Here is a 24,979-nt window from a genome sequence, read left to right as displayed (position 1 = left end):
GCTCAGAAGCTGAAGCGGGACGGCTCGATGGCGTCCAGCTGCTGCAGGCGTGCGATATTGGTGTCGAAGCTCACGCTTTCCTGGTAGGCGCTTTCCGACACGCGGGTGATGATCTTGGCGATCATTACCGGGGCATCGCCCACGATCACCGCCAGGCGGCCGCCCACGGCCAGCTGCGCCTTCAGCGCTTCCGGCACCACCGGTACCGAGCCGCCGAGGAAGATCACGTCGAACGGCGCCTGCGAGGCCAGGCCGTCGATGCCGTTGCCCACACTCAGGGTCACATTGCGGATGCCGGCGGTCTTCAGGTTGGCCGCAGCGCGCTGGGATTGCTCGGCGTCCAGGTCCACGCTGTACACGTGCTGGCTCACCGCGGCCAGCAGTGCGGTCATGTAGCCGCTGCCGGTGCCCACTTCCAGTACCTTGTCGCTGGCTTTCACCTGCAGGTCCTGCAGCAGGCGGGCTTCCACCTTCGGTTCCAGCATGGTGCAGCCGTTTTCCAGCGGCAGCTGCACGTCGGTAAATGCCAGGGTGCGCTTGTCTTCCGGCACGAAATCTTCGCGTTTCACGTGAAACAGCAAATCGAGGATGGAGGTGTCGAGCACATCCCACGGACGGATCTGCTGCTCAACCATGTTGAAACGGGCTTGTTCGAAATTCATCGGAAACTCCGGGGGATTCAAGACTAAATAAAAGGACGACTCTGAAAACCGCACGCGGCATGTCATACGGTTTTCGCAGGCGCCCGGCATCGGGCTGAAACATCACCATGCTGCCTGTGCAGCAGCCGGAGAAAAACCATCAATATCAAGGCACTGGCAAAAAAATGCCACTACCGTACCGTGCCACCCTCACGCCACCGCTACCGCCCGCAGTGGCGGCCGCTGGCCGCACTTATCCAAAGTGGCCGTCATCATACAGGAGTCGGAGAAAGCCCCCAAGGCACATGTCGCATTCTTGCCTCAAAGGCTAGGGGGCAGGGCTTGAAGAACGGACCAGTGGCATGGATGGGCAGGGCGAGGAAAAGTTGCATGCCGGTAGCCGGCCGCAGCCGGCATTGCATTGGCATTCCGCAGTAAATAACGGTATATACTGTATATCTCGTTTAATCAGCGCACCGGTGCCCGTCATGAAGAAACCCGCAGCAATCACGCCCGAGACCACTACTCCCACCCAGCAAACCGCCCGCCCTACCCGTAGCCGCCGTCGCACCGGCAGCAAGCCGGCCGCAGCGGAGCAGGCCGCCCCGGCAGAAGCCGTGGCAAGCAAGGCGCCAGCCGTTGCTGCCGCCCCGGTAGAGGCCGCCGCCGTCACCACTGCCGGTGACAAGAAAAAGAAGAAAACCAAGGTGGTGCGCGACAGCTTCACCATGCCCAAGAGCGACTACGACAAGATTGCCGAGCTGAAGAAGAAAAGCCTGGATGCCGGCATCAACATCAAGAAGAGCGAGCTGCTGCGCGCCGGCCTGCTGGCGCTGGAAGCCATGCCTGTTGCACGGCTGAAAACCATGCTGGCCAAGGTGGAAAGCATCAAGACCGGCCGCCCGTCGTCCAAGAACGACTAGGCATTAACAATCAGGCAATGCGGCCAACTGCCGCTCAGCCCTGTAAACGGCGGGCAGCAGGCGCCACACGAGCGGCGTCTGCCTGCGCGCCGGGCATGGCACGCAGGGATTCGCGTACCTTCCGCCCGGCCAGCACCAGCAGGTAATCCTGCACCCGGGCGTGGGCGCATAGCGAGCCCAGCGCCTGCTCGAAGCATCTTTGCACCTCGGCCTCCGGCACACCGGTCTTGCTGGCAACATCCTCGATGGCATGCCGCAACTGACTCTCGTTCATTCCCGCCTCCTCCTGGCCACCTGTGGCCAGCCGACAAGTATTGACTGTAGAACAACACCTGCCAGACGCCAGCCCGGTTTGCCGCCAACCGCCTCCCCACGCCCAAATCACCCATGATGGTTGGCGCCAGACGCCTGCCGATGCCGGGCAACTACCTGGTTTCAAAGCGGAATGCCGCGACGGCGCAGAGGAAAAAGCGCTTGCGGTCACACCGCAATTCACTTACCTTCGCTGCGTCGCTAGGGGTCCTGCCCCTGCCGGACAGCGCCAGGGAGCAGTTCCCGCACGCAACGGCAGGCTGGTGGGTGAGAGTTACCCTTCGAACCTGACCCGGATAATCCCGGCGTAGGGAAGCGTGATCTGCCAGACACTCCAATGCCGTACGGGCCTCGCCCGTGCCGCCCCGCCTGTCCGGGTCGCTCCTTGCGCCGTTTCATCGCAACTGGAGCCCCCCGATGAACGCGCCTAGCAAACTGAACGAACAAATGGTGGTGGATTCCGCCGCCATCCAGCCGCTGCCGAACTCCCGCAAGATCCACGTACAGGGCAGCCGCCCGGACATTCGCGTGCCGATGCGCGAAATCAGCCAGGCCGACACCCCCACCCAGTTCGGCGGCGAGCAGAACCCGCCGATCTACGTCTACGACACCAGCGGCCCGTACAGCGACCCGCAAGCCAGCATCGACATCCGCTCCGGCCTGCCGGCACTGCGTGCTGCCTGGATTGCCGAGCGTGACGACACCGAGCTGCTGGCCGGCCTGAGCAGCGAATACGGCCGCGCCCGCGAGGCGGACCCGAAGCTGGCCGACCTGCGCTTCGACCTCACCCGCAAGCCGCGCCGCGCCAGGGCCGGTGCCAACGTTACCCAGATGCACTACGCGCGCCGCGGCATCATCACCCCGGAAATGGAATTCGTCGCCATCCGCGAAAACCAGAACCGCAAGGCGTATATCGAATCGCTGCACGCCACCGGCAACAACCGCCTGCTGGAGCTGATGACCCGCCAGCACGCCGGCCAGAACTTCGGCGCCCAGCTGCCGGAAGACATCACCGCGGAATTCGTGCGCCAGGAAGTGGCCGCCGGCCGCGCCATCATCCCCAACAACATCAACCACCCGGAAAGCGAACCGATGATCATCGGCCGCAACTTCCTGGTGAAGATCAACGGCAACATCGGCAACAGCGCGGTAACATCGTCGATCAGCGAAGAAGTGGACAAGATGACCTGGGGCATCCGCTGGGGCGCCGACACCATCATGGACCTGTCCACCGGCAAGAACATCCACGAAACCCGCGAGTGGATCCTGCGCAACTCCCCGGTACCCATCGGCACCGTGCCCATCTACCAGGCGCTGGAAAAGGTGAACGGCAAGGCCGAAGACCTCAACTGGGAAATCTTCCGCGACACGCTGATCGAACAGGCCGAGCAGGGCGTGGACTACTTCACCATCCACGCCGGCGTACTGCTGCGCTACGTGCCGATGACCGCCAACCGTATGACCGGCATCGTGTCGCGCGGCGGCTCCATCATGGCCAAGTGGTGCCTGGCGCATCACCAGGAAAACTTCCTCTACACCCACTTTGCGGAAATCTGCGAAATCATGAAGGCCTACGACGTAGCCTTCAGCCTGGGTGACGGCCTGCGCCCGGGCTCCGCCTGGGACGCCAACGACGCCGCGCAGCTGGGCGAACTCAAGACCCTGGGCGAACTGACGCAGATCGCCTGGCAGCACGACGTGCAGGTGATGATCGAAGGCCCCGGCCACGTGCCGATGCAGCTGATCAAGGAGAACATGGACAAGGAACTGGAGTGGTGCCACGAAGCGCCGTTCTACACCCTGGGGCCGCTCACCACCGACATCGCACCGGGCTACGACCACATCACCTCCGCCATCGGCGCCGCACAGATCGGCTGGTACGGCACCGCCATGCTGTGCTACGTCACCCAGAAGGAACACCTGGGCCTGCCGAACAAGAACGATGTGAAGGAAGGCATCATCACCTACAAGCTGGCTGCGCACGCCGCCGATCTCGCCAAGGGTCACCCCGGCGCGCAGATCCGCGACAACGCGCTGTCCAAGGCGCGCTTCGAGTTCCGCTGGGAAGACCAGTTCAACCTGGGCCTGGACCCGGACAAGGCGCGCGACTTCCACGACGAAACGCTGCCGAAAGACAGCGCCAAGGTGGCGCACTTCTGCTCCATGTGCGGCCCGCACTTCTGTTCGATGAAGATCACCCAGGACGTGCGCGAATTCGCCGCCAAGCAGGGCATCAGCGAGCAGGACGCGCTGCACAAGGGCATGGAAGTGAAGGCTATCGAGTTCGTGCAGGGCGGCGGCAAGCTGTACGACAAGATCTGATGCCGCGTTCCTGATTTACCGTTTCACATGAAACAAAAGGTTGGCCGCAAGCTTGCGGCCAACCTTTTTTATTTGCCAAAGGCGCAACGGCTCACTGCCGGCTGAATTCCTGCTGGCGTACCTCCTCCAGCAGCGCGTGGAACCAGTCGCAGGCGTGCAGGTTTTTCAGGTCGCCATCGCTGCACAGCTTGCCGTAGTCGGGCAGGCTGCCGGCGGCGCGGCATTGCTCACACCCAGCTACACGGCAGCGACGTATTACTCACCGGCGATGCCAATTGCGCTGCTACATCCGTTGCTGCAGTCTATGCTGCACAGACAAATCGTTGCACAGTCACATCACCAACAAAACACGTTGCCAAAGGAGAGCAGCATGGATACCAGCCACCACGATCTGCCGGGCCTGTTCCAGCAACTGGGCCTGCCGGCCGAGCCCCCCGCCATCCGCGCCTTCATCGCCAGCCACCCGCTGCCGCACGAAACCGCCATCGAGGATGCCCCGTTCTGGAACCGCTCGCAGTCATCGTTCCTGAAGCAGGCGCTGGACGAAGACGCCGAGTGGGCGGAAGCAGTGGACGCACTGGCCAACCTGCTCAGCAGCTGAGGCCAGCCAGCCGCCCGGTCATGGTCTATGCTGGGTTACACCCACCAGGCATGCGCGCACGCGCCCCCGCGTGCGCCGGCCCGGCTACCTTGCAACACGGCCGCCCAACAGCCTCCGCGCTGCAGCGGCAGCTGCTGACCGCGCGCTTCCGGCATGCCCTGTTCTGACAGGAGTAGCCACCATGTTCATCGCCCGCTGGAGTATCGAAGCCCGTTTCGGCCACAAGGCCGAAGTGCTGGCGCAGATGCATCACTGGTTACAGGAAATCGGTTCACAAATAGGCTGGAGCGAAGACCGCGTGCGCCTGCTGACCGGTTCGATCGGCGCCAGGGAATCCACCATCCAGTCCGAAATCACCGTTGGCAGCCTGGCCGAGCTGGAAGCCGCCTGGGCCAAGCTGGCCACCCTGGACGCCCACGCCGCCTGGAGCCGACAGCTGGAACCACACGTGGTTTCCGGTACCCAGCACTGGGAAATCTTCCGCCTGCTGAGCTGATCTTTTCCACACGGCGTCCGCCTGCCGCCGGCGCTCGCGGCGGCAATGCGGGCGGCTACACCTAAGCCACTGATTCCGCTATACTTCCGCCCCTTCACCCCACCACCCACCGCAGGAAGTATTCATGAGTCTGTTGCCGCACCAGGTAGAGCTGCTGTCCCCCGCCAAGAACGCCGACATCGGCCGCGAGGCCATCCTGCACGGCGCCGACGCGGTGTATATCGGCGGCCCCAGCTTTGGCGCGCGGCACAACGCCTGCAACAGCGTGGAAGATATCGCCTCCCTGGTGCAATTCGCCCACCGCTACCATGCGCGCATCTTCACCACCCTCAACACCATCCTGCACGATGCCGAGCTGGACGCGGCGCGCAAGCTGATCTGGCAACTGTACGACGCCGGCGTGGACGCGCTGATCGTGCAGGATATGGGCATCCTGCGCATGGATCTGCCGCCGATCCAGCTGCATGCCTCCACCCAGTGCGACATCCGCAGCCCGGAGAAGGCGCGCTTCCTGTCCGATGCCGGCTTCAGCCAGATCGTGCTGGCGCGCGAGCTGACCATTCCGCAGATCGCCAAGATCGCGCAGACCGTGGCCGAAGGCGCCGACCCGGCCGCCATCGAATACTTCATCCACGGCGCGCTGTGCGTGGCGTACTCCGGCCAGTGCTTCATCAGCCATGCCGACACCGGCCGCAGTGCCAACCGCGGCGACTGCTCGCAGGCCTGCCGCCTGCCGTACACGCTGACCGACGAAAAAGGCGGCGTGGTGGCCTTCGACAAGCACCTGCTGTCGATGAAGGACAACAACCAGAGCAACAACCTGGAAGCGCTGCTGGACGCCGGCGTGCGCTCGCTGAAGATCGAAGGCCGCTACAAGGACGTGAGCTATGTGAAGAACATCACCGCCCACTACCGCCTGCTACTGGACGAAATCTTCGAGCGCCGCCCGGAGCTGGCCCCGGCAGCCAGCGGCAGCAGCGAAATCTTCTTCACGCCCAACCCGGACAAAACCTTCCACCGCGGCGCCACCGACTACTTCGCCACCGGCCGCAAGCAGGACATCGGCGCCTTCGATTCGCCCAAGTTCGTCGGCATTGCCCTCGGCAGCGTGCACCAGGTGGGCGAGGGCTGGGTGGAGATCGCCACCAGCGAACAGATGAGCAACGGCGACGGCATCAACTTCATGAAGAAACGCGAAGTGGTGGGCATGCAGCTCAACACCGTGAAACAGGTGGGCAAGGCGCCCGGCGGCCTGTTGCTGTGGCGCTGCGAACCCAACGACCCGGCGCTGCTGGCCGGCCTCAAGCCCGGCACCGACATCAGCCGCAACCGCGACCACGCCTGGGAGCTGGCGCTGCTGAAGAAATCCGCCGAACGTCGCGTGGGCGTGTGGGCCACGCTGGCCGACAACGCGGACGGCCTGACGCTGACCCTGACCGACGCCGACGGCTGCAGCGCCAGCGCTGCGGCCAACATGGCACTGGAGCCGGCCAAGGACGCCGCCCGCGCCGAGGCCAGCCTGCGCGAAGCGGTGGCCAAGCTCGGCAATACCATGTTCCAGGCACACGATGTGGCACTCACACTCAGCCAGCCGTGGTTTGTGCCGGCCTCGGTAATCAACGGCCTGCGCCGCGAAGCGGTGGAAAAACTGGAGGCTGCACGCGTGGCCGCCTGGCCGCGCCAGCCGCGCAAGGCCGCGGTGGAACCGCCCGTGGCCTACCCGGAACAGAACCTGAGCTACCTCGCCAACGTCTACAACGCGCTGGCCTGGGATTTCTACAAGCAGCACGGCGTGGAAGTGATCGAGCCGGCCTACGAAGCGCACCAGGAAGAGGGCGAGGTCTCGCTGATGATCACCAAGCACTGCCTGCGCTTCTCCTACAACCTGTGCCCCAAGCAGGCCAAGGGCGTGAAGGGGGTGATGGGCCAGGTGCGCGCCGACCCGATGATCCTGAAAACCGGCGACGAGACCTACACGCTGAAATTCGAATGCCGCCCGTGCGAAATGCACGTGATGGGCAAGATGAAGAAGCACATCTTGAAATCGGCGCCGCCGAGCGATATCCCGGCCAGCGCACCGATTACCTTTTTCAAGCAGCGGCCGCAGTAAGGGCATGGCTTGCGGCCAACGTTGGCCGCATCCGTTCTCCCGCAGCAAACGACAAGGGCAAGCCATACGGCTTGCCCTTGTGCTTTGCAGACGATTATTCACGTAGGGCGTGAGTAGCGAACCCGCCATCAATAAAAATGCCAACAGAATGGAGCGGGCCAGCGGATTCGGTTATGGTGGCGCCATTTCCTCCACCCGCGCTCCCACGCGCAACAGCACCGGAATCCGCCGCATGAAACGCCGACTCTTACCCGCCCTGCTGGCAGGCTGCCTGTGCGCCAATGCCGCCCACGCTGCCAGCACTCCCGACACAGAGGCGGCCGATACCGCCGCCCGCGCCTGGCTCGCGCTGATCGACAGCAACGACTTTGCCGCCAGCTGGCAGCAGGCCGCCGCGTTGTTCAAAGCATCCATCAGCCAGCAACAGTGGCTGGACGCACTGCACAGCGCCCGCAGCCCGCTGGGCAAGCTGCAGGCGCGCACTCTCCAATCCACCGTGCCAGCCCGTACCTTGCCAGGCGCGCCACCCGGCGACTACGTGGTCATCCAGTACCGTGCCCGTTTCGATAACCGTGCAGAAGCCATCGAAACAGTAACACCACAGCGAGAAGCGGATGGCAGTTGGCGGATTTCCGGCTACTTTGTCAACTAGGGCCGGGCAGGGCCGCGCCCCCCACAGGAGACAGCAGCATGCAGGCAATCGGTACGTTCAACGTCAAACTCACGCCGCTGGTGATTTTTCATCAGGGCACCGACGCCATGCAGCTGGGGCGCCTGGCCATCGAGAAGGAATTCAGCGGCGATCTCAGCGGCAGCAGCCGTGGCGAGATGCTTAGCGCCATCACCCCCACGCCGGGTTCTGCCGGCTACGTCGCCATCGAACAGGTGCAGGGCAGCCTGGCGGGGCGGCAGGGCAGTTTCCTGCTGCAGCACAACGGAGTGATGACGCGCGGCGAGAAGAGCCTGACGCTGACGGTGGTGCCGGATTCGGCCAGCGGCGAGCTGGCCGGGCTCAGCGGCACCATGGCCATCGACATCGTGGACGGCCTGCACCACTACCGCTTCGACTACCAGCTTTGACGCTGGCTTGCGGCCAACGTTGGCCGCAAGGCCAAGCCGCGCCTACGCTCCTTGCCAGTTGGCGGCGGCGGCAAAGTGCTCGCTCAGGAAATCCACAAAGCAGCGCACCCGGGCGGACAAGCCCAGCCGCGGCGGGTACAGCGCCCAGATGTCGGCCGGCGCGCCGCTCCACGCCGGCAGCAGCTGGCGCAGGCGGCCGCTGTGCAGATAGGGCGTGACATCCCACAGCGAGCGCAGCAGCACGCCGTGGCCGTCCAGCGCCCAGTGCACCGCGGTTTCGCCATCGTTGCTGGACAGCGGGCCGGCTACCTTCACCGTTTGCACCTGGCTGCCGTTGTGCAGCACCCAGTTGCCCCAGATATCGTCGTTCTCGCGCACCACGATGCAGTCCAGCGCGCGCAGGTCGGCCGGCTCGGCCGGTGCCGGGTGCTGCGCCAGGTAGGCGGGTGATGCGCACAGGATGCGGCGGTTGGCGGCGATGCGCCGTGCCACGATGCGCGCATCCGGCGGCGCGCCAAAGCGGATGCTCACATCGAAGCTGCCTTCGCTCAGCGCCGGCATGCGGTCGCTCAGCTGCAGTTGCACCTGCACTTGCGGGTAGGCGCGCACGAAGGCCGATACCGCCGGGGCGATGTGGCGGCGGCCAAAGCCCAGCGTGGCGTTGACGCGCAGCAGGCCCTGCGGTGCGGCACTGGCGGCGCTCAGCTCGTTTTCCAGCTCCAGCAGCTCCGCCAGCAGCGGCCGGCCACGCGCCAGGTAGCGTTCGCCCTCCGCGGTAAGTGCCAGCGTGCGCGTGGTGCGGTTGACCAGGCGCACACCCAGCCGCTGCTCCAGCGCAGCCAGCCGCCGGCTGACGGCAGGCGGAGTGATGCCCAGCTGCTGGGCGGTGGCGGTAAGGCTGCCGCACTGCATCAGGCGGCTGAAGAAGGCGAGGTCGGCGACCGGGTCCATTGTTACGCTCAGATCAAGAATGGCTTGTTTATGGCGAAATTATAGCCACGGATAGCCGCTATACACTGCCCGCTCACACGATGAAAAGGGAGCAGGCATGCATCTGGGCGCAGTGACAACGTTGGCCGCATTGCTGCTGGGCGCGGTACTGGGCGGGGTGGGTGGCCTGCTGGGCATCGGCGGCGGCATTCTGGCGATACCGCTACTGGGCGCTGCCTACGGCCTGGATCAGACCATGGCGCAGGGCACGGCGCTGGTGATGATGGTACCCAATGTGCTGCTGGCGTTCTGGCGCTACCGCCAGCGCAGCCCGTTCCCGCTGTCGCTGGCGCTGCGCATCGGCGCGCTGTCGGTGCTGGCCACCTGGCTGGCCGCGCACCTGGCGCTGGGGCTGGACAAGACGCTGTTGCGGCAGATCTTTGCCGGCTTTCTGCTGCTGCTGGGCGGCTATTTCTGGCGCGAGTCGCGGCCACGGCCGCAGCGCGCCACGCAGCAGCCGTGGCCCGCCCGCTACCTGCCCGGCGTGGGGCTGGTGGGCGGCGCCTGCGCCGGTTTCTTCAGCGTGGGCGCCGGCATCGTGGCGGCGCCCATCCTGGTGCGCGGCTTCGGCAAAGCGCAGGCCGAGGCGCAGGGCCTGGCACTGGCGCTGGTACTGCCGGGGGCTCTGGTGGCGCTGGCCAGCTATGGCCGCGCAGGCGCGGTGGACTGGCCGCTGGGGCTGTGCCTGGCGCTGGGCGGGCTGTTCACCGTGTCGCCTGGCGTGGCGCTGGCCTACCGCCTGCCACAGCCGCGGCTGCGTCAGCTGTTCGCGCTGATGCTGTGGCTGACCGCCGGCCTGAGCTGCTGGCTGGGTTGAGCGGCGGCGCCGGGCTGCCGCATCACACCGCCAAGTGGCCCGCTTTCACGTAGATCACAGCGCCCTCGTGGCCGGTATACGGCGTGTGCGCACTGCCACAGGGGCTGCGCAGCCAGCTGCCGGCCGGGTAGCAGCCGTTTTCGTCGCAGAGCACGCCTTGCAGCACCAGCATCTCTTCACCACCGGGGTGGCTGTGCAGCGGGAACAGCGTGCCGGGCGCCCAGCGCAACAGCGCGGTGTGCTCGGCGCCATGCCGATGCAGTGGCAGCAACTGCACGCCGGGATGCATCCCCGGCTGCCACGGCGCGCTGGCGGTATCGATACGCACCGTGGCGGCATCGTCCGGCGCAAACTGCCGCAGCTTGACCAGCAGCCGGCAGCCGCTACGGGAATACGGCGCGTGGCGGCTGCCCGGCGGGTTGCGCAGATAGCTGCCAGCCGGGTACACGCCGTGCTCGTCGGCAAACTCGCCGGACAGCACCAGTATCTCTTCGCCGCCATCGTGATCGTGGGCGTCAAAACAGGCGCCGGGGGCGTAATCGACAATGCTGGTGGCGCGCGCCACTTCGCCGCCCACCCGGTCCAGCATCATGCGTTGCACCCCGGGCAACGGCGAGGCCACGAACTGGTAGTCGCCGGGCAGCACCAGCGCGCGTTGCGTCATGTCGGCTCGTAGCAGCATGCTCTCTCCTGCGGCCAACCCTGGCCGAGGCGCCCACCATAGCACCAAGCCGGCCACGGCGGCAGCCGCGATGCACACCATTGTTTAGCCATCGCGGCTTGACCCGCTACCACCGCACGCGCACCTTGCCCTGGCCCCCGCCTGGAGCATGCGCATGACATTCCCTGCCAAATCCCTGATTGCCAGCTGTGCCGTTCTGCTGTCCGCCTGTGCCACCCAGGCACCGTTGCAGCCGTTCACCACCGATGGCTGCAGCCTGTTTCCGGACCGGGCGCTGATCGGCAAGGCGGACTGGTGCACCTGCTGCGTGGCACATGATCTGGCCTACTGGCGCGGCGGCAGCGCCGAGCAACGGCTACAGGCAGATCAGGCCCTGCGCCGCTGCGTGCTGGCGGCCAGCGGCAGCCGCGAGCTTGCCGAGCTGATGTTCACTGGCGTGCACCTGGGCGGCGGGCCATACTTTTTCACGCCTTACCGCTGGGGCTATGGCTGGCGCTATGGCCGTGGCTACCGCAAATTGAGCGAGGGCGAGCAGGCACAGGCCGATGCGCTGCTGGCGCAGCAGCAGCCCGGCCCGCCCGCGCAGTGCCCGCTGCCCAGGTGATGATTCACCAGGCTTTGCCGGGGCGGCTGCGCTCACCCGGCACGTCAACGGGATCAATCGCTGCAGTGCGCTGCACAATGCCGGCATGAAGGCGGTAGTGCCCCCATGCTGAGCCGCCCCTGGGGCTTTCCTCCCGCCGCGACCTGGCCTACAACGCAGGCATCACTACCCGCCGGAGAGCACCATGCGCGTCGTCATTCTCCTCAGCCTGCTGCTTGCCGCCTGCGGCCCCAGCGGCAAGATCGCCGAAAGCCAGCGCCAGGATCTGGACAAGGCCAAGGCGGTGCAGCAGCAGGTGGACAGCTACAATCAGCAGCTGCAGCAGCACACCGACAGTTCCCCGGCGCAGTAAGCGCCGGGATGCACAGACCGGGCCTTGACCACGGAGCCATATATGGAGCAGAAAACCAGCCGCAACACCATTGGCGCCTACGAACCGTTCGCCGCCGACAGCGTGCCGTGGGACAGTTATCAACAGGGCAGCCGCTTCGGCCTGCGTTATCAACAGCTGGGCGAATTCGGCGGTGCGCAGCACGTGGGCGTAAGCCGCGAGGAGCTGGCGCCCGGCAAGCAATCCTGCCCGCTGCACTACCACATGCAGGAGGAGGAACACCTGCTGATCCTGGATGGCGAGCTGACGCTGCTGCTGGGCGAGGCGCGCTACCGCATGCAGGCCGGCGACTACGTGTGCTTTCCCGCCGGGCAGCAGGTGGGCCATGCGCTGTTCAACCACAGCGATGCCCCATGCCGCTACCTGATCATCGGCGAGCGCAACCGCAACGAGGTGGTGGTGTACCCGGAAAGCGGCCGCATCGGCGTGCGCAGCCTGGGGCAGGGCTTCGACGGCAAGGCCACCATGGAATACTGGGACGGCCAGGCCGGCAGCCAGGACTGAGCGGCGATACACGCTCCACCACGCGGCGGCGATACGGCGTTGATACCGCTTTGGGCAGGCGCATTTACCCTCTGTAAATGCCGCGCCCCCCGGTGTTCGCCCTGTCCCGCACCCGCGCGCCGGAGCGTGGCCCCGGCAGGGCGCAACTGAACACTGCGTTGCTTGCATGCCGCCGGTATTGGCGGGATCATCGCCGCTCCCACCCGACCGGATTTACCCATGAACTCGCTTTACCTCCCGCTGGCCTTCGTCATCGGCATCGTGATTCCGCTGCAGGCGGCAATCAACAACCAGCTCAAGATGCTGATAGGCGGCAGCCCCATCATGGCCGCCCTGGTGTCCTTCCTGGTGGGCGCCGTCACCCTGGCCATTGCCGCCCTGCTTACCGGCCAGCGCTGGCTGGGCCTGGCCGCGCTGCCCAAGGCCGAATGGTGGATGCTTACCGGCGGCATGCTGGGCGCGCTGTTCGTGTTCGGCACCACCTTGCTGGCGCCGCGGCTGGGCGTGGCGGTAATGCTGTCGCTGATCATCGCCGGCCAGGTATGCGCCTCGCTGCTGTTCGACCGCTACGGCTGGCTGGGTATGCCGTTGAAGGAGATCAACAGCTGGCGCCTGCTGGGCGCGGCGCTGGTGATTGCCGGCGTGCTGCTGGTGAACCTGGGCGACAAGATCGGCAAGGCCTGAACCCGCGGCGTTTCACGTGGAACAGATGAGCAGGGCCGGCAACACTGCGCAAGACGATCCGGCCTGCAGCCAGGGTATTGTTGCGCCGCACACAACATGCCCGAACGGACAGCTTGGCCGCATGCCTTGCCCACGAAAGATCAAGGACATGCGGATACATTTTTGCCGCATACCTTAGCTGCACTGCAACAAAAGTATGGCTATGCTGCTAGTGATACTGTCTAGCGGAGCGTGCCATGCACAGCGCAACCCTGTTCAACGACCTGAATTCCTACCTCACCGATGCCTGGCAGCGCGGCATCCTCGCGCTGGATGTGCTGCGCGAACGTGGCGATGTCTACCTGCAGCACCACGCCGACGGCAAGCCGCCGGTGCTGGCCTTCGACTACAGCCTGATCATGGATGGCCGCAAGCTGCCGCAGCCGGTGAACTACGCACTGGCCGCCATCCACCCGCCGGCCGGCAGCCCGGCCACCGACCCGGACAAACGCCCCTTCGTGGTGATCGACCCGCGCGCCGGCCACGGCCCCGGTATCGGCGGCTTCAAGATGGACAGCGAAATCGGCATCGCGCTGCGCCAGGGCCACCCGTGCTACTTCGTGATGTTCTTCCCGCAGCCGGAGCCGGGCCAGACCATCGAATGCGTGCTGCAGGCGGAAAAAGCCTTCATGGATCGCATCAACAGCCTGCACAGCGGCCACAGCGGCAAGCCGTTCGTGATCGGCAACTGCCAGGGCGGCTGGGCGCTGGCGCTGCTGGCGGCCACCGCGCCGGAAAAGGTCGGCCCCATCCTGCTGGCCGGCTCGCCGCTGGCCTACTGGTCCGGCATTCGCGGCAAGCACCCGCTGCGCTACAGCGGCGGCCTCACCGGCGGCACCTGGGGCGCCTCGCTGGCCGGCGACCTGGGCGGCGGGCTGTTCGACGGCGCCCACCTGGTAAGCAACTTCGAAAACCTGAACCCGGCCAACACGCTGTGGGAAAAGCCGTACCGTCTGTACGCCAACGTGGATGACGAGCGCGAGCGCTTCCTGGACTTCGAACGCTGGTGGGGCGGCCATTTCATGCTCGGCAAGCAGGAAATGGAGTGGATCACCCAGAACCTGTTCGTCGGCAATCACCTGTCCGCCGGCGACATCGAGCTGGAGCAGGGCAATACCCGCGTCGACCTGCGCAACATCCGCTCGCCCATCATCGTGTTCGCCAGCTGGGGCGACAACATCACCCCGCCGCAACAGGCGCTGAACTGGGTCATGGACCTGTACCGCAGCACCGACGAGATTCGCGCCAACGAGCAGACCATCGTCTACTGCCTGCACGAGCAGGTGGGCCACCTGGGTATTTTCGTGTCCGCCGGCGTGGCCAACCGCGAGCACAGCGAGCTGGCCAGCGCGCTGGATCTCATCGACGTGCTGCCGCCGGGGCTGTACGAGGCGGTCATCACCGACACCCACCCGGAAACCCCCGGCGTGGACTACCTGCAGGGCCGCTACATCGTGCGCTTCGAGCCGCGCGACATCGCCGACATTGCCGCGCTGGACGACGGCCGCGACGACGAGCTGCCATTCGAAGTGGTGCGCCGCGTAGCCGAGATCAACCAGCAGCTGTACGACAGCTTCGTGTCGCCCTGGCTGCGCGCGCTGATCAAGCCGGCGCAGGCCGAGGCACTGCGTGTGCTGCACCCGGCGCGGCAGGAGCGCCTGCTGCTGTCCAGCCTCAACCCGTGGCTGTCCTGGCTGCCACGGGCGGCCGAGCAGATTCGCCTGCAACGCCAGCCGGTGGACGAGGGCAACCTGTTCTGGCAGTGGCAGCAGCAAGGCAGCAAGCTCATGGCCGGCGCGCTGGAGCAGTGGGGCGACTGGCGCGACCGCTGGATGGAGCAATGCTTCGAACTCACCTACGGCGCGCCGTGGCTGCGTGCAGTGGTCGGCCTGCCGCCGGCGGACGCCTGGCAGCGCGAAGCGCAGTCCGGCCGCTGGGAGCGCGAGGAAATGCTGCGCCTGAAGCGTGCCGAGCTGGAGCAGCACTACACCGCCGGCAACCCGTTCGACGGCCTGCTGCGCCTGCTGGTGTACACCGCCATCGGCACCGGCGTGGTGGACGTGCGCCCGTTCAACGCCATTCGCCGCCTGATGGCGGAAACGCCGCTGGGCGAGGGCGTGGCGCTGCCGGCGCTGAAAGACAGCATCCGCCGCCAGACTTGGCTGGTGCGCAACGACGAAACCCGCGCGCTGGACACCCTGGGCAGCCTGCTTACCGAGCCGCAGCAGCGCCAGCAGGCGCTGGACCTGGCCTGGCACCTGCTGGGCATCGCCGGGCCGATCAGCGAGGAGAAACAGGCACGCCTGGCCCGCGTGGCCGCCGCGCTGCAGCTGAGCGGCCCCAGCCCGCAGCCGGGCAAGGCCGAAGCGGCAGCACCGGCACCCGCTGCCGCAGTTGCTGAAGTAGCAGAGGCCGCGCAAACAGCGGCGGTAATTGAGCCAGCAGAAGCCGCCAGGGTAGAAGTTGCCACGCCGGCAGCCAAACCCGCGCGCCAGCCTGCCGCCAAGCGCAGCCCGGCCGCTGCCAAACCCGCCGCCAGCAAAGCGGCAAGCAGCGCGGAGGCCAAGCCGGCAGCACCGCGCAGCCGCCGCAAACCGGCAGCGCCGGACGCGGAATAAACCGCGCCACGCCTTGCGGCCAACCTCTGCAGGTTGGCCGCAAGCCATTGTCTGCTCAATATTTTTTAATCGCCAAATCACCACCAGCCACTATGCTGAAGTCTCACCGGCATCCAGCCGGACAGACAGGAGGCAATCATGAACAACCCGGTAGGCTGGTTCGAAATCCACGTCCAGGACATGGCGCGCGCAGTGAGCTTCTATCAGGCAGTCCTGCAGCAGCAACTGGAAAAACTGGAATTCCCCGGCATGGAAATGTGGACCTTCCCGATGCAGCCGGAAGGCAGGGGCGCAGGCGGCGCCCTGGTGAAACGCGACGGCCAGCCCTCCGGCGGCAACAGCGTAATGGTGTATTTCATCTGCGGTGACTGCGCCGAGGAGGCAAGCCGTATCGAAGCCGCCGGCGGCAAACTGCTGCAAGGCAAGACATCCATCGGCCAGTACGGCTTCATCGCGCTGGGGCTGGACCCGGACGGCAACAGCTTCGGCCTGCATTCCATGTAGCAGGCGCCGAACACGGCAAACGTCGGGCCTCGCCAGGCGGGGCGCTCACTACGCGCGATCAACAAGCGGCCAGCCTGCCAGGGTTGGCCGCTTGTTTTTTGCCATCGTCATCACCACCTGTGCCGGACACCCACCCGCGATGGAGCCTGCCATGTCCGCCTACCAGCTTGCCCAACTCAATATCGCCACCCTGCTGGCGCCACTGGATTCGCCGCAGCTGGCCGACTTCGTCGCCAACCTGCAGCACATCAACGGCCTGGGCGAGGGCTCGCCCGGCTTCGTGTGGCGGCTGCAGGACGAAGCCGGCGACGCCACCAGCCTGCGCCCGTTCGGCGACGACGTGATCGTGAACATGTCGGTGTGGCGCAGCATCGAGGCGCTGGGCGACTTCGTCTACCGCAGCGAGCACGTGGAATTCTTCCGCCGCCGCCGCGAGTGGTTCGGCCGCATGGCCGAGGCCGCCACCGTGCTGTGGTGGGTGCCGCATGGTCACATCCCCAGCCTGCAGGAAGCCGCCGACAAGCTGGCGCTGTTGCGCCAGCAGGGCCCCAGTGCCGCGGCGTTCAGCTACGCGCGGCCGTTTCCGGCGCCGGATGCGGCCAACCAGCCGGCTTGAAATCCTGCACTGACAGCGGCCTTGCCACCACTGCCACCTGCCCGTAGAATGCGCGGCTTCCGCCAGAGGGCGGATTTCGTTGTCAATTCAATGCGTTAGGGATAGCCGTGGCCGATATCGACCGCCTCGATACCTGGATCAAGTACAAGAACGGGCTGTGCAGCGACTGCATGGCCTCCTGTTGCACCATGCCGGTGGAAGTAAAGCTGCCGGACCTGGTGCGCATGGGTGTGGTGGACGAGTTCGAGCTGGACGAGCCGATCAAGAACATCGCCAAACGGCTGGAAAAACAGCGCATCATCCAGCATTTCAACTTCAAGTACGGGGTATTCACCCTGGCGCAGCGCTCCAACGGCGACTGCCTGTACCTGGATGCCAAAAGCCGATTGTGCACCATCTACGAACAGCGCCCCAACACCTGCCGCAACCACCCCAAGGTTGGCCCGCGCCCCGGTTTCTGCGCCTACCTGCGCAATCCGGCGCATGGCCGCAAGGTAACCAGCCATGACTGACAAGCAGGCCAACAACCCGCTGCACGGCATCACGCTGGAAGCGCTGCTCACCGAGCTGGTGCGCCACTACGGCTGGCCGCGCCTGGGGCAGCTGGTGAAGATCCGCTGCTTCAACCACGACCCCAGCATCAAATCCAGCCTGGCTTTTCTGCGCCGCACCCCGTGGGCACGACAGCAGGTGGAAGCGCTGTACCTGGAACTGGTCACGCCCAAGGCCGCACCTGCGCCACGCGGCCCGGCACCGCGGGTGCTGTTCGCCGGCAAAAATCAACACTAAGCCATTGCAAAACGCATAAGCCGACGCCATTTGCAGCTGGTCCCTCCCACCGGAGGCTGTCCAACCGTTGGCGATCGCCCCGCCGGCTACACGCCGGGCCTGCTCATCGCCGACATACTGCATGGAGTCGCGATGAAACTGTTTTACTCCCCCGGTGCCTGCTCGCTGTCCCCGCATATCGCCCTGGCCGAATCCGGCCTGGCGTACAGCTTCGAAAAAGTGAACCTGCGTGCCGAGCCGCGCCTCACCGAGAGCGGCGCCGACTACCGCGCACTGAACCCGAAAGGCTACGTGCCGGCGCTGCAGCTGGATAACGGCGAGTTCCTCACCGAAGGCCCGGCCATCGTGCAGTACATCGCCGACCAGGCGCCCGAGCGCAAGCTGGCGCCGGCCAACGGCACGCTGGCGCGCTACCGCCTGCAGGAAATGCTCAACTTCATCTCCACCGAAGTGCACAAGGGCTTCTCGCCGATGTTCCGCAGCCAGGACGAAGCCGTGCGCGATGCCGCCTGGCAACAGCTGAGCACCCGCTTCACCCTGCTCAGCGGCATCCTCGCCAAACAGGACTACCTGCTGGCCGACGGCTTCAGCGTGGCCGACGGCTACCTGTTCACCTGCCTGGGCTGGGCGAGCATCCTGGGCCGCAACCTGGACGCCTGGCCGGTGCTGCAAGCCTACCGTGGCCGCATCGGCGAACGCCCGGCGGTAATGCAGGCCATGCGCGAGGAAGGGCTGCTGTAAGCACTGCCTTGAGTAGGGCGGAAGCCCGGCATAGCCGGGCGTTCCGCCGATACATGGCAGACTTGTGGCAAGGCCGCTGGCGGATCACCCCTGCGGGGTATCCGCCCAACTGCGGCCACCATTCATCGCTGTTTTGGCAGCTGGAGCAAAAACATGAGCAGACTGGTCGATGTGGACGGCCTGATTGCCGCGCAGCGCGATTTTGCCGCCGAGCGCAGCTGGCAGCCCTACCATACCCCGCGCAACCTGATGCTGGCGCTGGCCGGCGAAGTAGGGGAGCTGGCGGAAATCTTCCAGTGGAAGACCGATGCCGAGGCAGCGCAGCTTGCGGGAAACCCGGCCGAGTACACCCACCTGCAGGAAGAGCTGGCCGATGTGCTGATGTACCTGGTGCGGCTGGCCGACGTGTGCCAGGTGGACCTGGATGCCGCGGTAGCGGACAAACTGCGCAAGAACGCGCGGAAATATCCACCGCCGGCAGGCTGAAGCACGGCGGCGTGTTGCGAAAAAGGGCAGTCGCCAGCGCCGTTTCTGATACCTCTATTTATAGAAATATTTCACCAAAAAACGCATTCATGGTGATGAACGGGCGTAATACCCAATATTCATCACCAATATTTTAAATCGAATGCTAGCATCCTATTTTTGCTTCCACTGGCTGCCATGACGCATTCCGATCATGCCCTGATTCACGACGGTGCAATCAACAGCCCGGCGGCACGCCGTCTGCAGCAAATCCTGGATTTTCTGCCGCAACCGGTGATGCTGTTCCGTCCCGATGGCCGCGTGGACTACGCCAATGCCGCCGCACGGCGCCAGTTCGGCACCCCCGACGCGGCAAGCAACTGCCACCACTATGCCCATGCCAGCACCAGCCCCTGCAGCGGCGAGCAGCCGTGCCCGTTCCAGAGCGCGCTGCAAAGCGGCCAGCCCGTCACCATGGAGCATCGCCAGCAGGACATCCTCGGCAATGAACGCTTCATCGATGTGACCGTGGCACCGCTGTTCGGCGACGATGGCCTGCTGGAAGGCCTGCTGGAAACCCATCACGACATCACCGCCCGCAAGCAGGAAGAGCAGCGCCTGCAATTGCTGCAGGGCCAGCTGACCGAGCTGGCGCATCGCGACCCGCTGACCAGCCTGTCCAACCGCCGCTTCCTGGAACTGAAGCTGGAAACCCTGGCGCGCGACCGCGTGTCGCGCCAGTGCGCGCTGCTGTTCGCCGACCTGGACCAGTTCAAGCCCATCAACGATGTGCACGGCCACGTAGTAGGCGACCGGGTGCTGTCGCTGATCGCCCAGCGCCTGCGTGGCGCGGTGCGCAGCAACGATCTGCTGGTGCGCGTCGGCGGCGACGAGTTCGCCATCCTGCTGGAAAACAGCAACGATGTCGGCGCCCGCGCGGTGGCCGCCAAGGTCATTGCCTCGCTGCGTCACCCGCTGGAAGGGCTGCCGCACCCCAACCAGGTGGGCGTGTCGATCGGCATCGCCACCTTCACTACCGGCGACGCCATGCCGGCAGACCTGCTGGGCCAGGCCGACCGCGCGATGTACCGCGCCAAGCGCCGCGGCGGCAATGACCGCGAGCTGATCCGGCTGTAAACGCAGCCCAAAAATAATGCGGCCAACCTTGCTCAAAGGTTGGCCGCATCGTTTTCAGCATTTGGCTGACTGTTTCACATGAAACGCAGCGGGTTGAGCTGCCATTGCTCCGGATTCTCGTGGCTGACGATCTTGTCGCCGCCGCCAAAACCCAGCGGTTTGGACAGGTCGACAATCTCCGGCGTCAGGTACACGCCGCTCTTGGCGCTGAAGAAGGTCTTGATCTTGGGCTGCAGCAGGCTGCCCTCGTTCTGTTCCACCACCACGCCCAGCCTGCCGGACTCCAGCCGCACCAGCGTGCCCACCGGGTAGATGCCGACGCAGCGCATAAAGGCCTGCACCAGCTTGGGGTCGAAGTGGTACTTCGACCATTCGTAGATCTTGCGCAGCGCATCGGTGGCCGGCATGCCCTTGTGGTAGCAGCGGTCGGCGGTAATGGCGTCGTAGACATCGACGATGGCCGCCATCTTGGCCAGCGTGCTGATGGTGTCGCCCTTCAGGTGGTGCGGGTAGCCGCTGCCGTCGATGCGTTCGTGGTGGTGCAGGGTGATGTCCAGCGGAATCTCGTCGATGCCGTCGGTGCGGCACAGAATGTCGAAACCATCGCGCGGGTGGCGCTTCATGATGTCGAACTCTGCTTCGGTGAGCCGGCCAGGCTTGTTCAGCACCTCGTCAGGCACCAGCGCCTTGCCGGTATCGTGCAGCAGCCCGCCCATGCCGGCCAGGTGGATGGTTTCGCGGTCCATGCCCACCGAGCGGCAGAAGGCGATCATCAGCGTGCCCACGCTCACCGAATGCAGGAAGGTGTAGTCGTCCTTGTGCTTGATGCGCAGCAGGGTAAGCAGCGCACCGCCATTGCGCAGCAGGGATTCGGTGATGCTCTCGATCATCGGATCGACCTTTTCCAGCTCCACCGCCTTGCCCAGCCGCACGTCCTGCATCACCGTTTTCACCAGCTCGTGCGCTTGGTTCTTGATGCGGGCAGCGCGCGACATTTCGTCGGCCAGCTCCACTTTCAGCGGCAGCGCCTGCTCCTGCGACAGCGCCTCGATCATCTCCTTTTCCAGCGATACCTTCACCTCCTCGGCGGTGCGGGCATGCTTTACATCCAGGCCCTTGCTGGTATCGATGTATACCTCGTGGATGCCGGCGGCGACGATTTTCTCGATCTCCTGCTCGTTCTTGAGCAGGAAGCTTTTGCGGAAAAACGGGTGCGAAGACCAATCGCAATTCAGGTCATCCACAAACATCCCGACCTTCAGGTCGGACACGTCGATACACTTGATCATGAATACGCCACTAGCCGCGATACACCGGAATTCAAACGATCATACGCCGCAGAATCGCATCCGTCCTCAACCTTAATCAAATGCAAATCTGGCATTTTCCCCACAGCCTGATATAGCCTACATCGAACACAGCGTCATTCTACAAATGGGTGTTTTGTTTGCAGCGCAGCCGTATATTCCGCTGCAAACACTTGATTTTTATCAGGACACAATTGAGGATATTTTCCATAACACCGGCAAAGCCTCAGTAAGAATACGGCTAGGCGCTTAAGCTGGTAGCAAGAATGCGCACAACAACAAGGGGGAAGTCATGACAGAAACCACACGCTGGGGCCATCTGAGCAACCGCATCATCCTGGTGGCGGGCATCGCCATCGCCATCGGCTTTTCCAGCATGATCGCGCTGATCGCCAAGCAAAGTTACGACTCGGCCAAGGAACAGGGCTACGAGCTGGCCTCGCAACAGGCCGGCCGCTTCGCCGACTCCGTCACCGGCGACCTGGCACGCGGCTTCGCCATTCCGCGCCTGCTGGCGGAAAACGTGGCCGGGCTGCAACGCGCCGGCGCGGTGGATCGCAAGGTGGTGGACAACATGTTGCTGAGCACTCTGGACGCCGAGAAGCAGGCCATCGGCGTGTGGATGCTGTACGAGCCGAACGCGCTGGACGGCAAGGACGACCAGTTCCGCCTGGACTGGCCGCGCCACGACCCCAGCGGCCGCTACACCCCGTACATCACCCGCAGCGCGGACGGCAAGGCCAAGCAGGACGTCATGATGTCCAGCGACCGGGTGGCCAAGTTCCCGGAATGGAAGGACAAACTCTCCCAGTACCAGCCGGACTATGACAAGCCGGGCTGGGGCGACTTCTACTACACGCCGAAGACCCGTAACCGCGACACCATCACCGAGCCGTTCTTCTACGAAGTGCAGGGCAAGCAGGTGCTGGAAAGCTCGCTGGCGCACGCCATCCAGGACGGCAGCGGCAAGTTCCAGGGCCTGGCCGCCGCCGACCTGGCGCTGGACGACCTGCAGAAGAAATACGGCAGCGTGAAGCTGTACGACACCGGCTTCGTGCGCATGGTGTCGGAAGGCGGCCTGTACGTGGTGAACCCCAAGGCCGAGCTGCTGGGCAAGCCCATCGCCAAGGAAGACCCGCTTGCGGCCAACCTCGACAAGATCAAGAAGGGCGAGAGCTTCGTCTACGAGGACGCCGGCTTCACCCACTTCTTCTACCCGATCAAGGTAGGTGACACCGGCCAGTTCTGGGCCGCCGGCGTGTCGGTGCCCACCGCCGCCATCACCGCGGCCGCCGCCAGCCAGCGCAACACCGCCATCGGCATCGGCATCGCCGCGCTGGTGATCATCCTGCTGGTGCTGGCCGGCGTGGTGCGCGCGCTGACCCGCCCGCTGAACGTGCTGGCCGGCACCATGGAGCAGCTGGCCTCCGGCAAGGGCGACCTGACGGTGCGCATCCAGGTGCCCAACCGCGATGAGATCGGTCGCACCGCCGCCGCCTTCAACCAGTTCATCGAATCACTGCGCGACATGTTCGTGGAAGTACGCGAGCAGAGCCTGGCGGTAAGCCGCACCGCGGGCCAGCTCAGCGCCTCCGCCGTGCAGGTGGAACAGGCCTCGGCGCAGCAGTCCGACGCCGCCAGCGCCACCGCCGCCGGGGTGGAGCAGGTCACCGTCAGCGTGCACCACATCGCCAACACCGCGCAGGACGCCGAAACCGCGGCGCGCGATACCGGCAGCCTCACCGAGCAGAGCGTGGCCACGGTGGAGAAAGTCACCACCGAGATCACCCGCATGACCAGCGGCATGCAGGCGCTGGCCACGCGCATGGAGGCACTGGGCGAGCGCTCCGGCGAAGTCACCACCATCGTCAACGTGATCAAGGACATTGCCGACCAGACCAATCTGCTGGCGCTGAACGCTGCCATCGAAGCGGCGCGCGCCGGCGAAATGGGCCGCGGCTTCGCGGTGGTGGCCGACGAAGTGCGCCAGCTGGCCAGCCGCACCGCCGAGGCCACGCTGCAGATCACCCGCATCGTCAACGCCATCAGCAGCGAAACCGACGAGGCCGTGAGCAATGTGAAGAAATCCAGCGCCATGGTGGCGGTGAGCGTGGACATTGCCGAGGAAGCCAACCAGGCCATGCAGCAGGTGCGCGAGAAGAGCCAGGCGCTGGTGCTGGGCATCGGCGACATTGCCTCCTCCACCCGCGAGCAATCCAGCGCCGCCTCCGAAATTGCGCAGAACGTGGAGCGCATCAGCACCATGGCGCAGAGCAACAACCACATCGTTGGCGAAGTGCGCCGCGAGGTGGATCAGCTGCGCGAACTGGCCGCCAGCCTGGAAAACCTGGTGGGCAACTTCCGGCTGTAAGCCGCGCAGCAGCACGGGCCCCCCCGCATGTCATGCGCGGCGTGGCCTTTTTTGCGGCCAACGTTGGCCGCAAGCTTGCAGCGTGGGCCTACCGCGACGAAAGTGAATTTCGTATAATCCCGCGGTTTTGTTCGAAAGCCTGCCATGACCGCCACCCGTTGCCAGCCAGCCCCGTGCGCCACCGCCGCGCGCGCAGCCGGCGTTGCCGAACGTGGCCGAGGCGTGGCCTGGCCCTGCCGTTTTTGTGAAAAAAGCTCCTGACCCGTTCAGGAGCTTTTTTTTAAAGTTTCATCATTGCCGGAGCGATATCCCATGGCCAATCCGCTTTACCGCAAGCACATCCTTTCCATTCCGGACTTCAGCCGTGAAGAGCTGGAACTGGTAGTGGAAACCGCCGCGCGCCTGAAGGCCAAGCCGCGCGCCGACCTGCTCAAGGACCGCCTGATCGCCACCTGCTTCTTCGAGCCGTCCACCCGCACCCGCCTGTCGTTCGAAACCGCGGTGCAGCGCCTGGGCGGCAACGTGATCGGCTTTTCCGACGCCGCCAGTACCTCCACCAAGAAGGGCGAGACCCTGGCCGACACCGTGCGCATCATCAGCAGCTACACCGATGCCATCGTGATGCGTCACCCCAAGGAAGGCGCCGCGCGCGTGGCCAGCGAGTTCTCTGCCGTGCCCATCATCAACGGTGGCGACGGCGCCAACCAGCACCCGTCGCAAACCCTGCTGGACCTGTTCACCCTGCGCGAAACCCAGGGCCGGCTGGACAACCTCACCGTGGCCTTCGTCGGCGACCTCAAGTACGGCCGCACCGTGCACTCGCTGGCGCAGGCGCTGTCGCTGTTCGGCGCCAAGTTCTACTTTGTCGGCCCCGAGTCGCTGGCAATGCCTGACTACCTGTGCGAGGAGCTGGACGAGCGCGGCATCAGCTACACCATCGCTGCCACCATCGAAGAAGTGATCCCGCACATCGACATCCTGTACATGACCCGCGTGCAGCGCGAGCGCTTCGACGAGGCCGAGTACCAGAAGATCCAGGGCCAGTTCGTGCTGCGCGCCGACATGCTGCGCAACGCGCGCCCGAACATGAAGATCCTGCACCCGCTGCCGCGGGTGGACGAAATCACCACCGACGTGGACAGCACCCCGCATGCCTACTACTTCGAACAGGCCCGCAACGGCGTGTTCGCACGCCAGGCGCTGCTGTCGCTGGTACTGAACGAAACGGTGTGAAA

27 protein-coding genes and 1 riboswitch are annotated in these 24,979 nt (G+C 65.2%); of the genes, 22 read left to right on the top strand and 5 right to left on the bottom strand.

Annotation, left to right across the window (positions count from 1 at the left end; genetic code table 11):
• Positions 1-2 precede the first annotated feature (2 nt).
• Positions 3-662 (bottom strand): protein-L-isoaspartate O-methyltransferase, encoded by a 660-nt coding sequence (locus PSELUDRAFT_RS05650; protein WP_088965917.1) that lies wholly within the window; start codon positions 660-662, stop codon positions 3-5.
• 467 nt (positions 663-1,129) lie between these two features.
• On the opposite strand from PSELUDRAFT_RS05650, the gene PSELUDRAFT_RS05645 reads away from it, so the two are divergent.
• The gene (locus PSELUDRAFT_RS05645) at positions 1,130-1,564 is read left to right on the top strand and encodes a hypothetical protein (protein WP_088965916.1); all 435 of its coding nucleotides are present in this window, start codon (positions 1,130-1,132) and stop codon (positions 1,562-1,564) included.
• A 34-nt stretch (positions 1,565-1,598) separates the two neighbouring features.
• Here PSELUDRAFT_RS05645 and PSELUDRAFT_RS05640 read toward each other — a convergent pair whose 3' ends face one another.
• Positions 1,599-1,838 (bottom strand): DUF3562 domain-containing protein, encoded by a 240-nt coding sequence (locus PSELUDRAFT_RS05640; protein WP_088965915.1) that lies wholly within the window; start codon positions 1,836-1,838, stop codon positions 1,599-1,601.
• Positions 1,839-2,069: 231 nt separating this feature from the next.
• Positions 2,070-2,207, top strand: a riboswitch (TPP riboswitch).
• Positions 2,208-2,293: 86 nt separating this feature from the next.
• Here PSELUDRAFT_RS05640 and thiC point away from each other — a divergent pair.
• The 6 genes from thiC to PSELUDRAFT_RS05610 all read left to right on the top strand — a co-directional run bounded on the left by thiC (position 2,294) and on the right by PSELUDRAFT_RS05610 (position 8,485).
• Positions 2,294-4,198, top strand: a complete 1,905-nt coding sequence (thiC, locus tag PSELUDRAFT_RS05635) for a phosphomethylpyrimidine synthase ThiC (RefSeq protein WP_088965914.1) — start codon at positions 2,294-2,296, stop codon at positions 4,196-4,198.
• A gap of 370 nt (positions 4,199-4,568) precedes the next feature.
• Positions 4,569-4,799, top strand: coding sequence for a DUF2789 domain-containing protein (locus PSELUDRAFT_RS05630; protein WP_088965913.1), 231 nt, complete (start codon positions 4,569-4,571; stop codon positions 4,797-4,799).
• A gap of 181 nt (positions 4,800-4,980) precedes the next feature.
• Complete coding sequence (locus PSELUDRAFT_RS05625) at positions 4,981-5,295, top strand: hypothetical protein (protein ID WP_088965912.1); 315 nt, start codon at positions 4,981-4,983, stop codon at positions 5,293-5,295.
• Between the two features lie 124 nt (positions 5,296-5,419).
• On the top strand, positions 5,420-7,405 hold the full coding sequence (locus PSELUDRAFT_RS05620) for a U32 family peptidase (RefSeq protein ID WP_088965911.1): 1,986 nt from the start codon (positions 5,420-5,422) through the stop codon (positions 7,403-7,405).
• A 232-nt stretch (positions 7,406-7,637) separates the two neighbouring features.
• Entirely contained in the window at positions 7,638-8,057 is a 420-nt protein-coding gene (locus tag PSELUDRAFT_RS05615) for a DUF4019 domain-containing protein (protein WP_157725025.1), read from the top strand.
• A gap of 38 nt (positions 8,058-8,095) precedes the next feature.
• Positions 8,096-8,485, top strand: a complete 390-nt coding sequence (locus PSELUDRAFT_RS05610) for a DUF3224 domain-containing protein (protein WP_088965909.1) — start codon at positions 8,096-8,098, stop codon at positions 8,483-8,485.
• Between the two features lie 42 nt (positions 8,486-8,527).
• Here PSELUDRAFT_RS05610 and PSELUDRAFT_RS05605 read toward each other — a convergent pair whose 3' ends face one another.
• Positions 8,528-9,436: a LysR family transcriptional regulator gene (locus PSELUDRAFT_RS05605; RefSeq protein ID WP_088965908.1), complete on the bottom strand. Its 909-nt coding sequence runs from the start codon at positions 9,434-9,436 to the stop codon at positions 8,528-8,530.
• 97 nt (positions 9,437-9,533) lie between these two features.
• Between PSELUDRAFT_RS05605 and PSELUDRAFT_RS05600 the strand changes: the two genes are divergently transcribed.
• Positions 9,534-10,292 carry a sulfite exporter TauE/SafE family protein gene (locus PSELUDRAFT_RS05600; RefSeq protein ID WP_088965907.1) on the top strand — a complete coding sequence of 253 codons (759 nt, stop codon included), beginning with the start codon at positions 9,534-9,536 and terminating at the stop codon, positions 10,290-10,292.
• A gap of 22 nt (positions 10,293-10,314) precedes the next feature.
• Here PSELUDRAFT_RS05600 and PSELUDRAFT_RS05595 read toward each other — a convergent pair whose 3' ends face one another.
• Complete coding sequence (locus PSELUDRAFT_RS05595; RefSeq protein ID WP_088965906.1) at positions 10,315-10,974, bottom strand: cupin domain-containing protein; 660 nt, start codon at positions 10,972-10,974, stop codon at positions 10,315-10,317.
• 154 nt (positions 10,975-11,128) lie between these two features.
• Here PSELUDRAFT_RS05595 and PSELUDRAFT_RS05590 point away from each other — a divergent pair, with 154 nt between their 5' ends.
• The 12 genes from PSELUDRAFT_RS05590 (at position 11,129) to PSELUDRAFT_RS05540 (ending at position 20,066) form a co-directional block, all read left to right on the top strand.
• Positions 11,129-11,578 (top strand): hypothetical protein, encoded by a 450-nt coding sequence (locus PSELUDRAFT_RS05590; RefSeq protein ID WP_088965905.1) that lies wholly within the window; start codon positions 11,129-11,131, stop codon positions 11,576-11,578.
• A 184-nt stretch (positions 11,579-11,762) separates the two neighbouring features.
• The gene (locus PSELUDRAFT_RS19590) at positions 11,763-11,930 is read left to right on the top strand and encodes a hypothetical protein (protein WP_164497421.1); all 168 of its coding nucleotides are present in this window, start codon (positions 11,763-11,765) and stop codon (positions 11,928-11,930) included.
• Between the two features lie 42 nt (positions 11,931-11,972).
• The gene (locus PSELUDRAFT_RS05585) at positions 11,973-12,473 is read left to right on the top strand and encodes a cupin domain-containing protein (protein WP_088965904.1); all 501 of its coding nucleotides are present in this window, start codon (positions 11,973-11,975) and stop codon (positions 12,471-12,473) included.
• A gap of 219 nt (positions 12,474-12,692) precedes the next feature.
• Entirely contained in the window at positions 12,693-13,157 is a 465-nt protein-coding gene (locus PSELUDRAFT_RS05580; RefSeq protein ID WP_088965903.1) for a DMT family transporter, read from the top strand.
• 236 nt (positions 13,158-13,393) lie between these two features.
• Positions 13,394-15,814: a DUF3141 domain-containing protein gene (locus PSELUDRAFT_RS05575; protein ID WP_088965902.1), complete on the top strand. Its 2,421-nt coding sequence runs from the start codon at positions 13,394-13,396 to the stop codon at positions 15,812-15,814.
• Between the two features lie 138 nt (positions 15,815-15,952).
• Positions 15,953-16,318: a VOC family protein gene (locus PSELUDRAFT_RS05570; RefSeq protein ID WP_231895311.1), complete on the top strand. Its 366-nt coding sequence runs from the start codon at positions 15,953-15,955 to the stop codon at positions 16,316-16,318.
• 151 nt (positions 16,319-16,469) lie between these two features.
• Positions 16,470-16,934, top strand: a complete 465-nt coding sequence (locus PSELUDRAFT_RS05565; protein ID WP_088965900.1) for a DUF3291 domain-containing protein — start codon at positions 16,470-16,472, stop codon at positions 16,932-16,934.
• 107 nt (positions 16,935-17,041) lie between these two features.
• Positions 17,042-17,446, top strand: a complete 405-nt coding sequence (locus PSELUDRAFT_RS05560) for a YkgJ family cysteine cluster protein (RefSeq protein ID WP_088965899.1) — start codon at positions 17,042-17,044, stop codon at positions 17,444-17,446.
• Entirely contained in the window at positions 17,439-17,723 is a 285-nt protein-coding gene (locus PSELUDRAFT_RS05555) for a VF530 family DNA-binding protein (RefSeq protein WP_088965898.1), read from the top strand. The genes PSELUDRAFT_RS05560 and PSELUDRAFT_RS05555 overlap by 8 nt, the downstream gene beginning before the upstream one ends.
• 132 nt (positions 17,724-17,855) lie before the next feature.
• Positions 17,856-18,464, top strand: coding sequence for a glutathione transferase GstA (gene gstA, locus PSELUDRAFT_RS05550; RefSeq protein WP_088965897.1), 609 nt, complete (start codon positions 17,856-17,858; stop codon positions 18,462-18,464).
• A gap of 153 nt (positions 18,465-18,617) precedes the next feature.
• Positions 18,618-18,950, top strand: coding sequence for a nucleotide pyrophosphohydrolase (locus PSELUDRAFT_RS05545; protein ID WP_088965896.1), 333 nt, complete (start codon positions 18,618-18,620; stop codon positions 18,948-18,950).
• Positions 18,951-19,127: 177 nt separating this feature from the next.
• The gene (locus PSELUDRAFT_RS05540; RefSeq protein WP_088965895.1) at positions 19,128-20,066 is read left to right on the top strand and encodes a sensor domain-containing diguanylate cyclase; all 939 of its coding nucleotides are present in this window, start codon (positions 19,128-19,130) and stop codon (positions 20,064-20,066) included.
• 74 nt (positions 20,067-20,140) lie between these two features.
• Here the strand turns inward: PSELUDRAFT_RS05540 and PSELUDRAFT_RS05535 are convergent, their stop codons facing one another.
• Positions 20,141-21,355 (bottom strand): HD-GYP domain-containing protein, encoded by a 1,215-nt coding sequence (locus tag PSELUDRAFT_RS05535; RefSeq protein ID WP_088965894.1) that lies wholly within the window; start codon positions 21,353-21,355, stop codon positions 20,141-20,143.
• A 310-nt stretch (positions 21,356-21,665) separates the two neighbouring features.
• On the opposite strand from PSELUDRAFT_RS05535, the gene PSELUDRAFT_RS05530 reads away from it, so the two are divergent.
• The gene (locus tag PSELUDRAFT_RS05530; RefSeq protein ID WP_088965893.1) at positions 21,666-23,744 is read left to right on the top strand and encodes a methyl-accepting chemotaxis protein; all 2,079 of its coding nucleotides are present in this window, start codon (positions 21,666-21,668) and stop codon (positions 23,742-23,744) included.
• A 312-nt stretch (positions 23,745-24,056) separates the two neighbouring features.
• The gene (gene pyrB / locus PSELUDRAFT_RS05525) at positions 24,057-24,977 is read left to right on the top strand and encodes an aspartate carbamoyltransferase (RefSeq protein ID WP_088965892.1); all 921 of its coding nucleotides are present in this window, start codon (positions 24,057-24,059) and stop codon (positions 24,975-24,977) included.
• Positions 24,978-24,979: the final 2 nt, after the last annotated feature.

The organism is Vogesella sp. LIG4, from assembly GCF_900090205.1.
GTDB lineage: Bacteria > Pseudomonadota > Gammaproteobacteria > Burkholderiales > Chromobacteriaceae > Vogesella.
Note: the sequence above shows the minus strand (reverse complement) of the source record. Positions and strands in the feature narration are given on the sequence as shown.

Excerpts from the sequence above, each read along its gene's own strand:
- PSELUDRAFT_RS05650 (WP_088965917.1), bottom strand. The coding sequence starts at position 662 with ATGAATTTCGAACAAGCCCGTTTCAACATGGTTGAGCAGCAGATCCGT.
- PSELUDRAFT_RS05645 (WP_088965916.1), top strand. The coding sequence starts at position 1,130 with ATGAAGAAACCCGCAGCAATCACGCCCGAGACCACTACTCCCACCCAG.
- PSELUDRAFT_RS05640 (WP_088965915.1), bottom strand. The coding sequence starts at position 1,838 with ATGAACGAGAGTCAGTTGCGGCATGCCATCGAGGATGTTGCCAGCAAG.
- thiC (WP_088965914.1), top strand. The coding sequence starts at position 2,294 with ATGAACGCGCCTAGCAAACTGAACGAACAAATGGTGGTGGATTCCGCC.
- PSELUDRAFT_RS05630 (WP_088965913.1), top strand. The coding sequence starts at position 4,569 with ATGGATACCAGCCACCACGATCTGCCGGGCCTGTTCCAGCAACTGGGC.
- PSELUDRAFT_RS05625 (WP_088965912.1), top strand. The coding sequence starts at position 4,981 with ATGTTCATCGCCCGCTGGAGTATCGAAGCCCGTTTCGGCCACAAGGCC.
- PSELUDRAFT_RS05620 (WP_088965911.1), top strand. The coding sequence starts at position 5,420 with ATGAGTCTGTTGCCGCACCAGGTAGAGCTGCTGTCCCCCGCCAAGAAC.
- PSELUDRAFT_RS05615 (WP_157725025.1), top strand. The coding sequence starts at position 7,638 with ATGAAACGCCGACTCTTACCCGCCCTGCTGGCAGGCTGCCTGTGCGCC.
- PSELUDRAFT_RS05610 (WP_088965909.1), top strand. The coding sequence starts at position 8,096 with ATGCAGGCAATCGGTACGTTCAACGTCAAACTCACGCCGCTGGTGATT.
- PSELUDRAFT_RS05605 (WP_088965908.1), bottom strand. The coding sequence starts at position 9,436 with ATGGACCCGGTCGCCGACCTCGCCTTCTTCAGCCGCCTGATGCAGTGC.
- PSELUDRAFT_RS05600 (WP_088965907.1), top strand. The coding sequence starts at position 9,534 with ATGCATCTGGGCGCAGTGACAACGTTGGCCGCATTGCTGCTGGGCGCG.
- PSELUDRAFT_RS05595 (WP_088965906.1), bottom strand. The coding sequence starts at position 10,974 with ATGCTGCTACGAGCCGACATGACGCAACGCGCGCTGGTGCTGCCCGGC.
- PSELUDRAFT_RS05590 (WP_088965905.1), top strand. The coding sequence starts at position 11,129 with ATGACATTCCCTGCCAAATCCCTGATTGCCAGCTGTGCCGTTCTGCTG.
- PSELUDRAFT_RS19590 (WP_164497421.1), top strand. The coding sequence starts at position 11,763 with ATGCGCGTCGTCATTCTCCTCAGCCTGCTGCTTGCCGCCTGCGGCCCC.
- PSELUDRAFT_RS05585 (WP_088965904.1), top strand. The coding sequence starts at position 11,973 with ATGGAGCAGAAAACCAGCCGCAACACCATTGGCGCCTACGAACCGTTC.
- PSELUDRAFT_RS05580 (WP_088965903.1), top strand. The coding sequence starts at position 12,693 with ATGAACTCGCTTTACCTCCCGCTGGCCTTCGTCATCGGCATCGTGATT.
- PSELUDRAFT_RS05575 (WP_088965902.1), top strand. The coding sequence starts at position 13,394 with ATGCACAGCGCAACCCTGTTCAACGACCTGAATTCCTACCTCACCGAT.
- PSELUDRAFT_RS05570 (WP_231895311.1), top strand. The coding sequence starts at position 15,953 with ATGAACAACCCGGTAGGCTGGTTCGAAATCCACGTCCAGGACATGGCG.
- PSELUDRAFT_RS05565 (WP_088965900.1), top strand. The coding sequence starts at position 16,470 with ATGTCCGCCTACCAGCTTGCCCAACTCAATATCGCCACCCTGCTGGCG.
- PSELUDRAFT_RS05555 (WP_088965898.1), top strand. The coding sequence starts at position 17,439 with ATGACTGACAAGCAGGCCAACAACCCGCTGCACGGCATCACGCTGGAA.
- gstA (WP_088965897.1), top strand. The coding sequence starts at position 17,856 with ATGAAACTGTTTTACTCCCCCGGTGCCTGCTCGCTGTCCCCGCATATC.
- PSELUDRAFT_RS05545 (WP_088965896.1), top strand. The coding sequence starts at position 18,618 with ATGAGCAGACTGGTCGATGTGGACGGCCTGATTGCCGCGCAGCGCGAT.
- PSELUDRAFT_RS05540 (WP_088965895.1), top strand. The coding sequence starts at position 19,128 with ATGACGCATTCCGATCATGCCCTGATTCACGACGGTGCAATCAACAGC.
- PSELUDRAFT_RS05535 (WP_088965894.1), bottom strand. The coding sequence starts at position 21,355 with ATGATCAAGTGTATCGACGTGTCCGACCTGAAGGTCGGGATGTTTGTG.
- PSELUDRAFT_RS05530 (WP_088965893.1), top strand. The coding sequence starts at position 21,666 with ATGACAGAAACCACACGCTGGGGCCATCTGAGCAACCGCATCATCCTG.
- pyrB (WP_088965892.1), top strand. The coding sequence starts at position 24,057 with ATGGCCAATCCGCTTTACCGCAAGCACATCCTTTCCATTCCGGACTTC.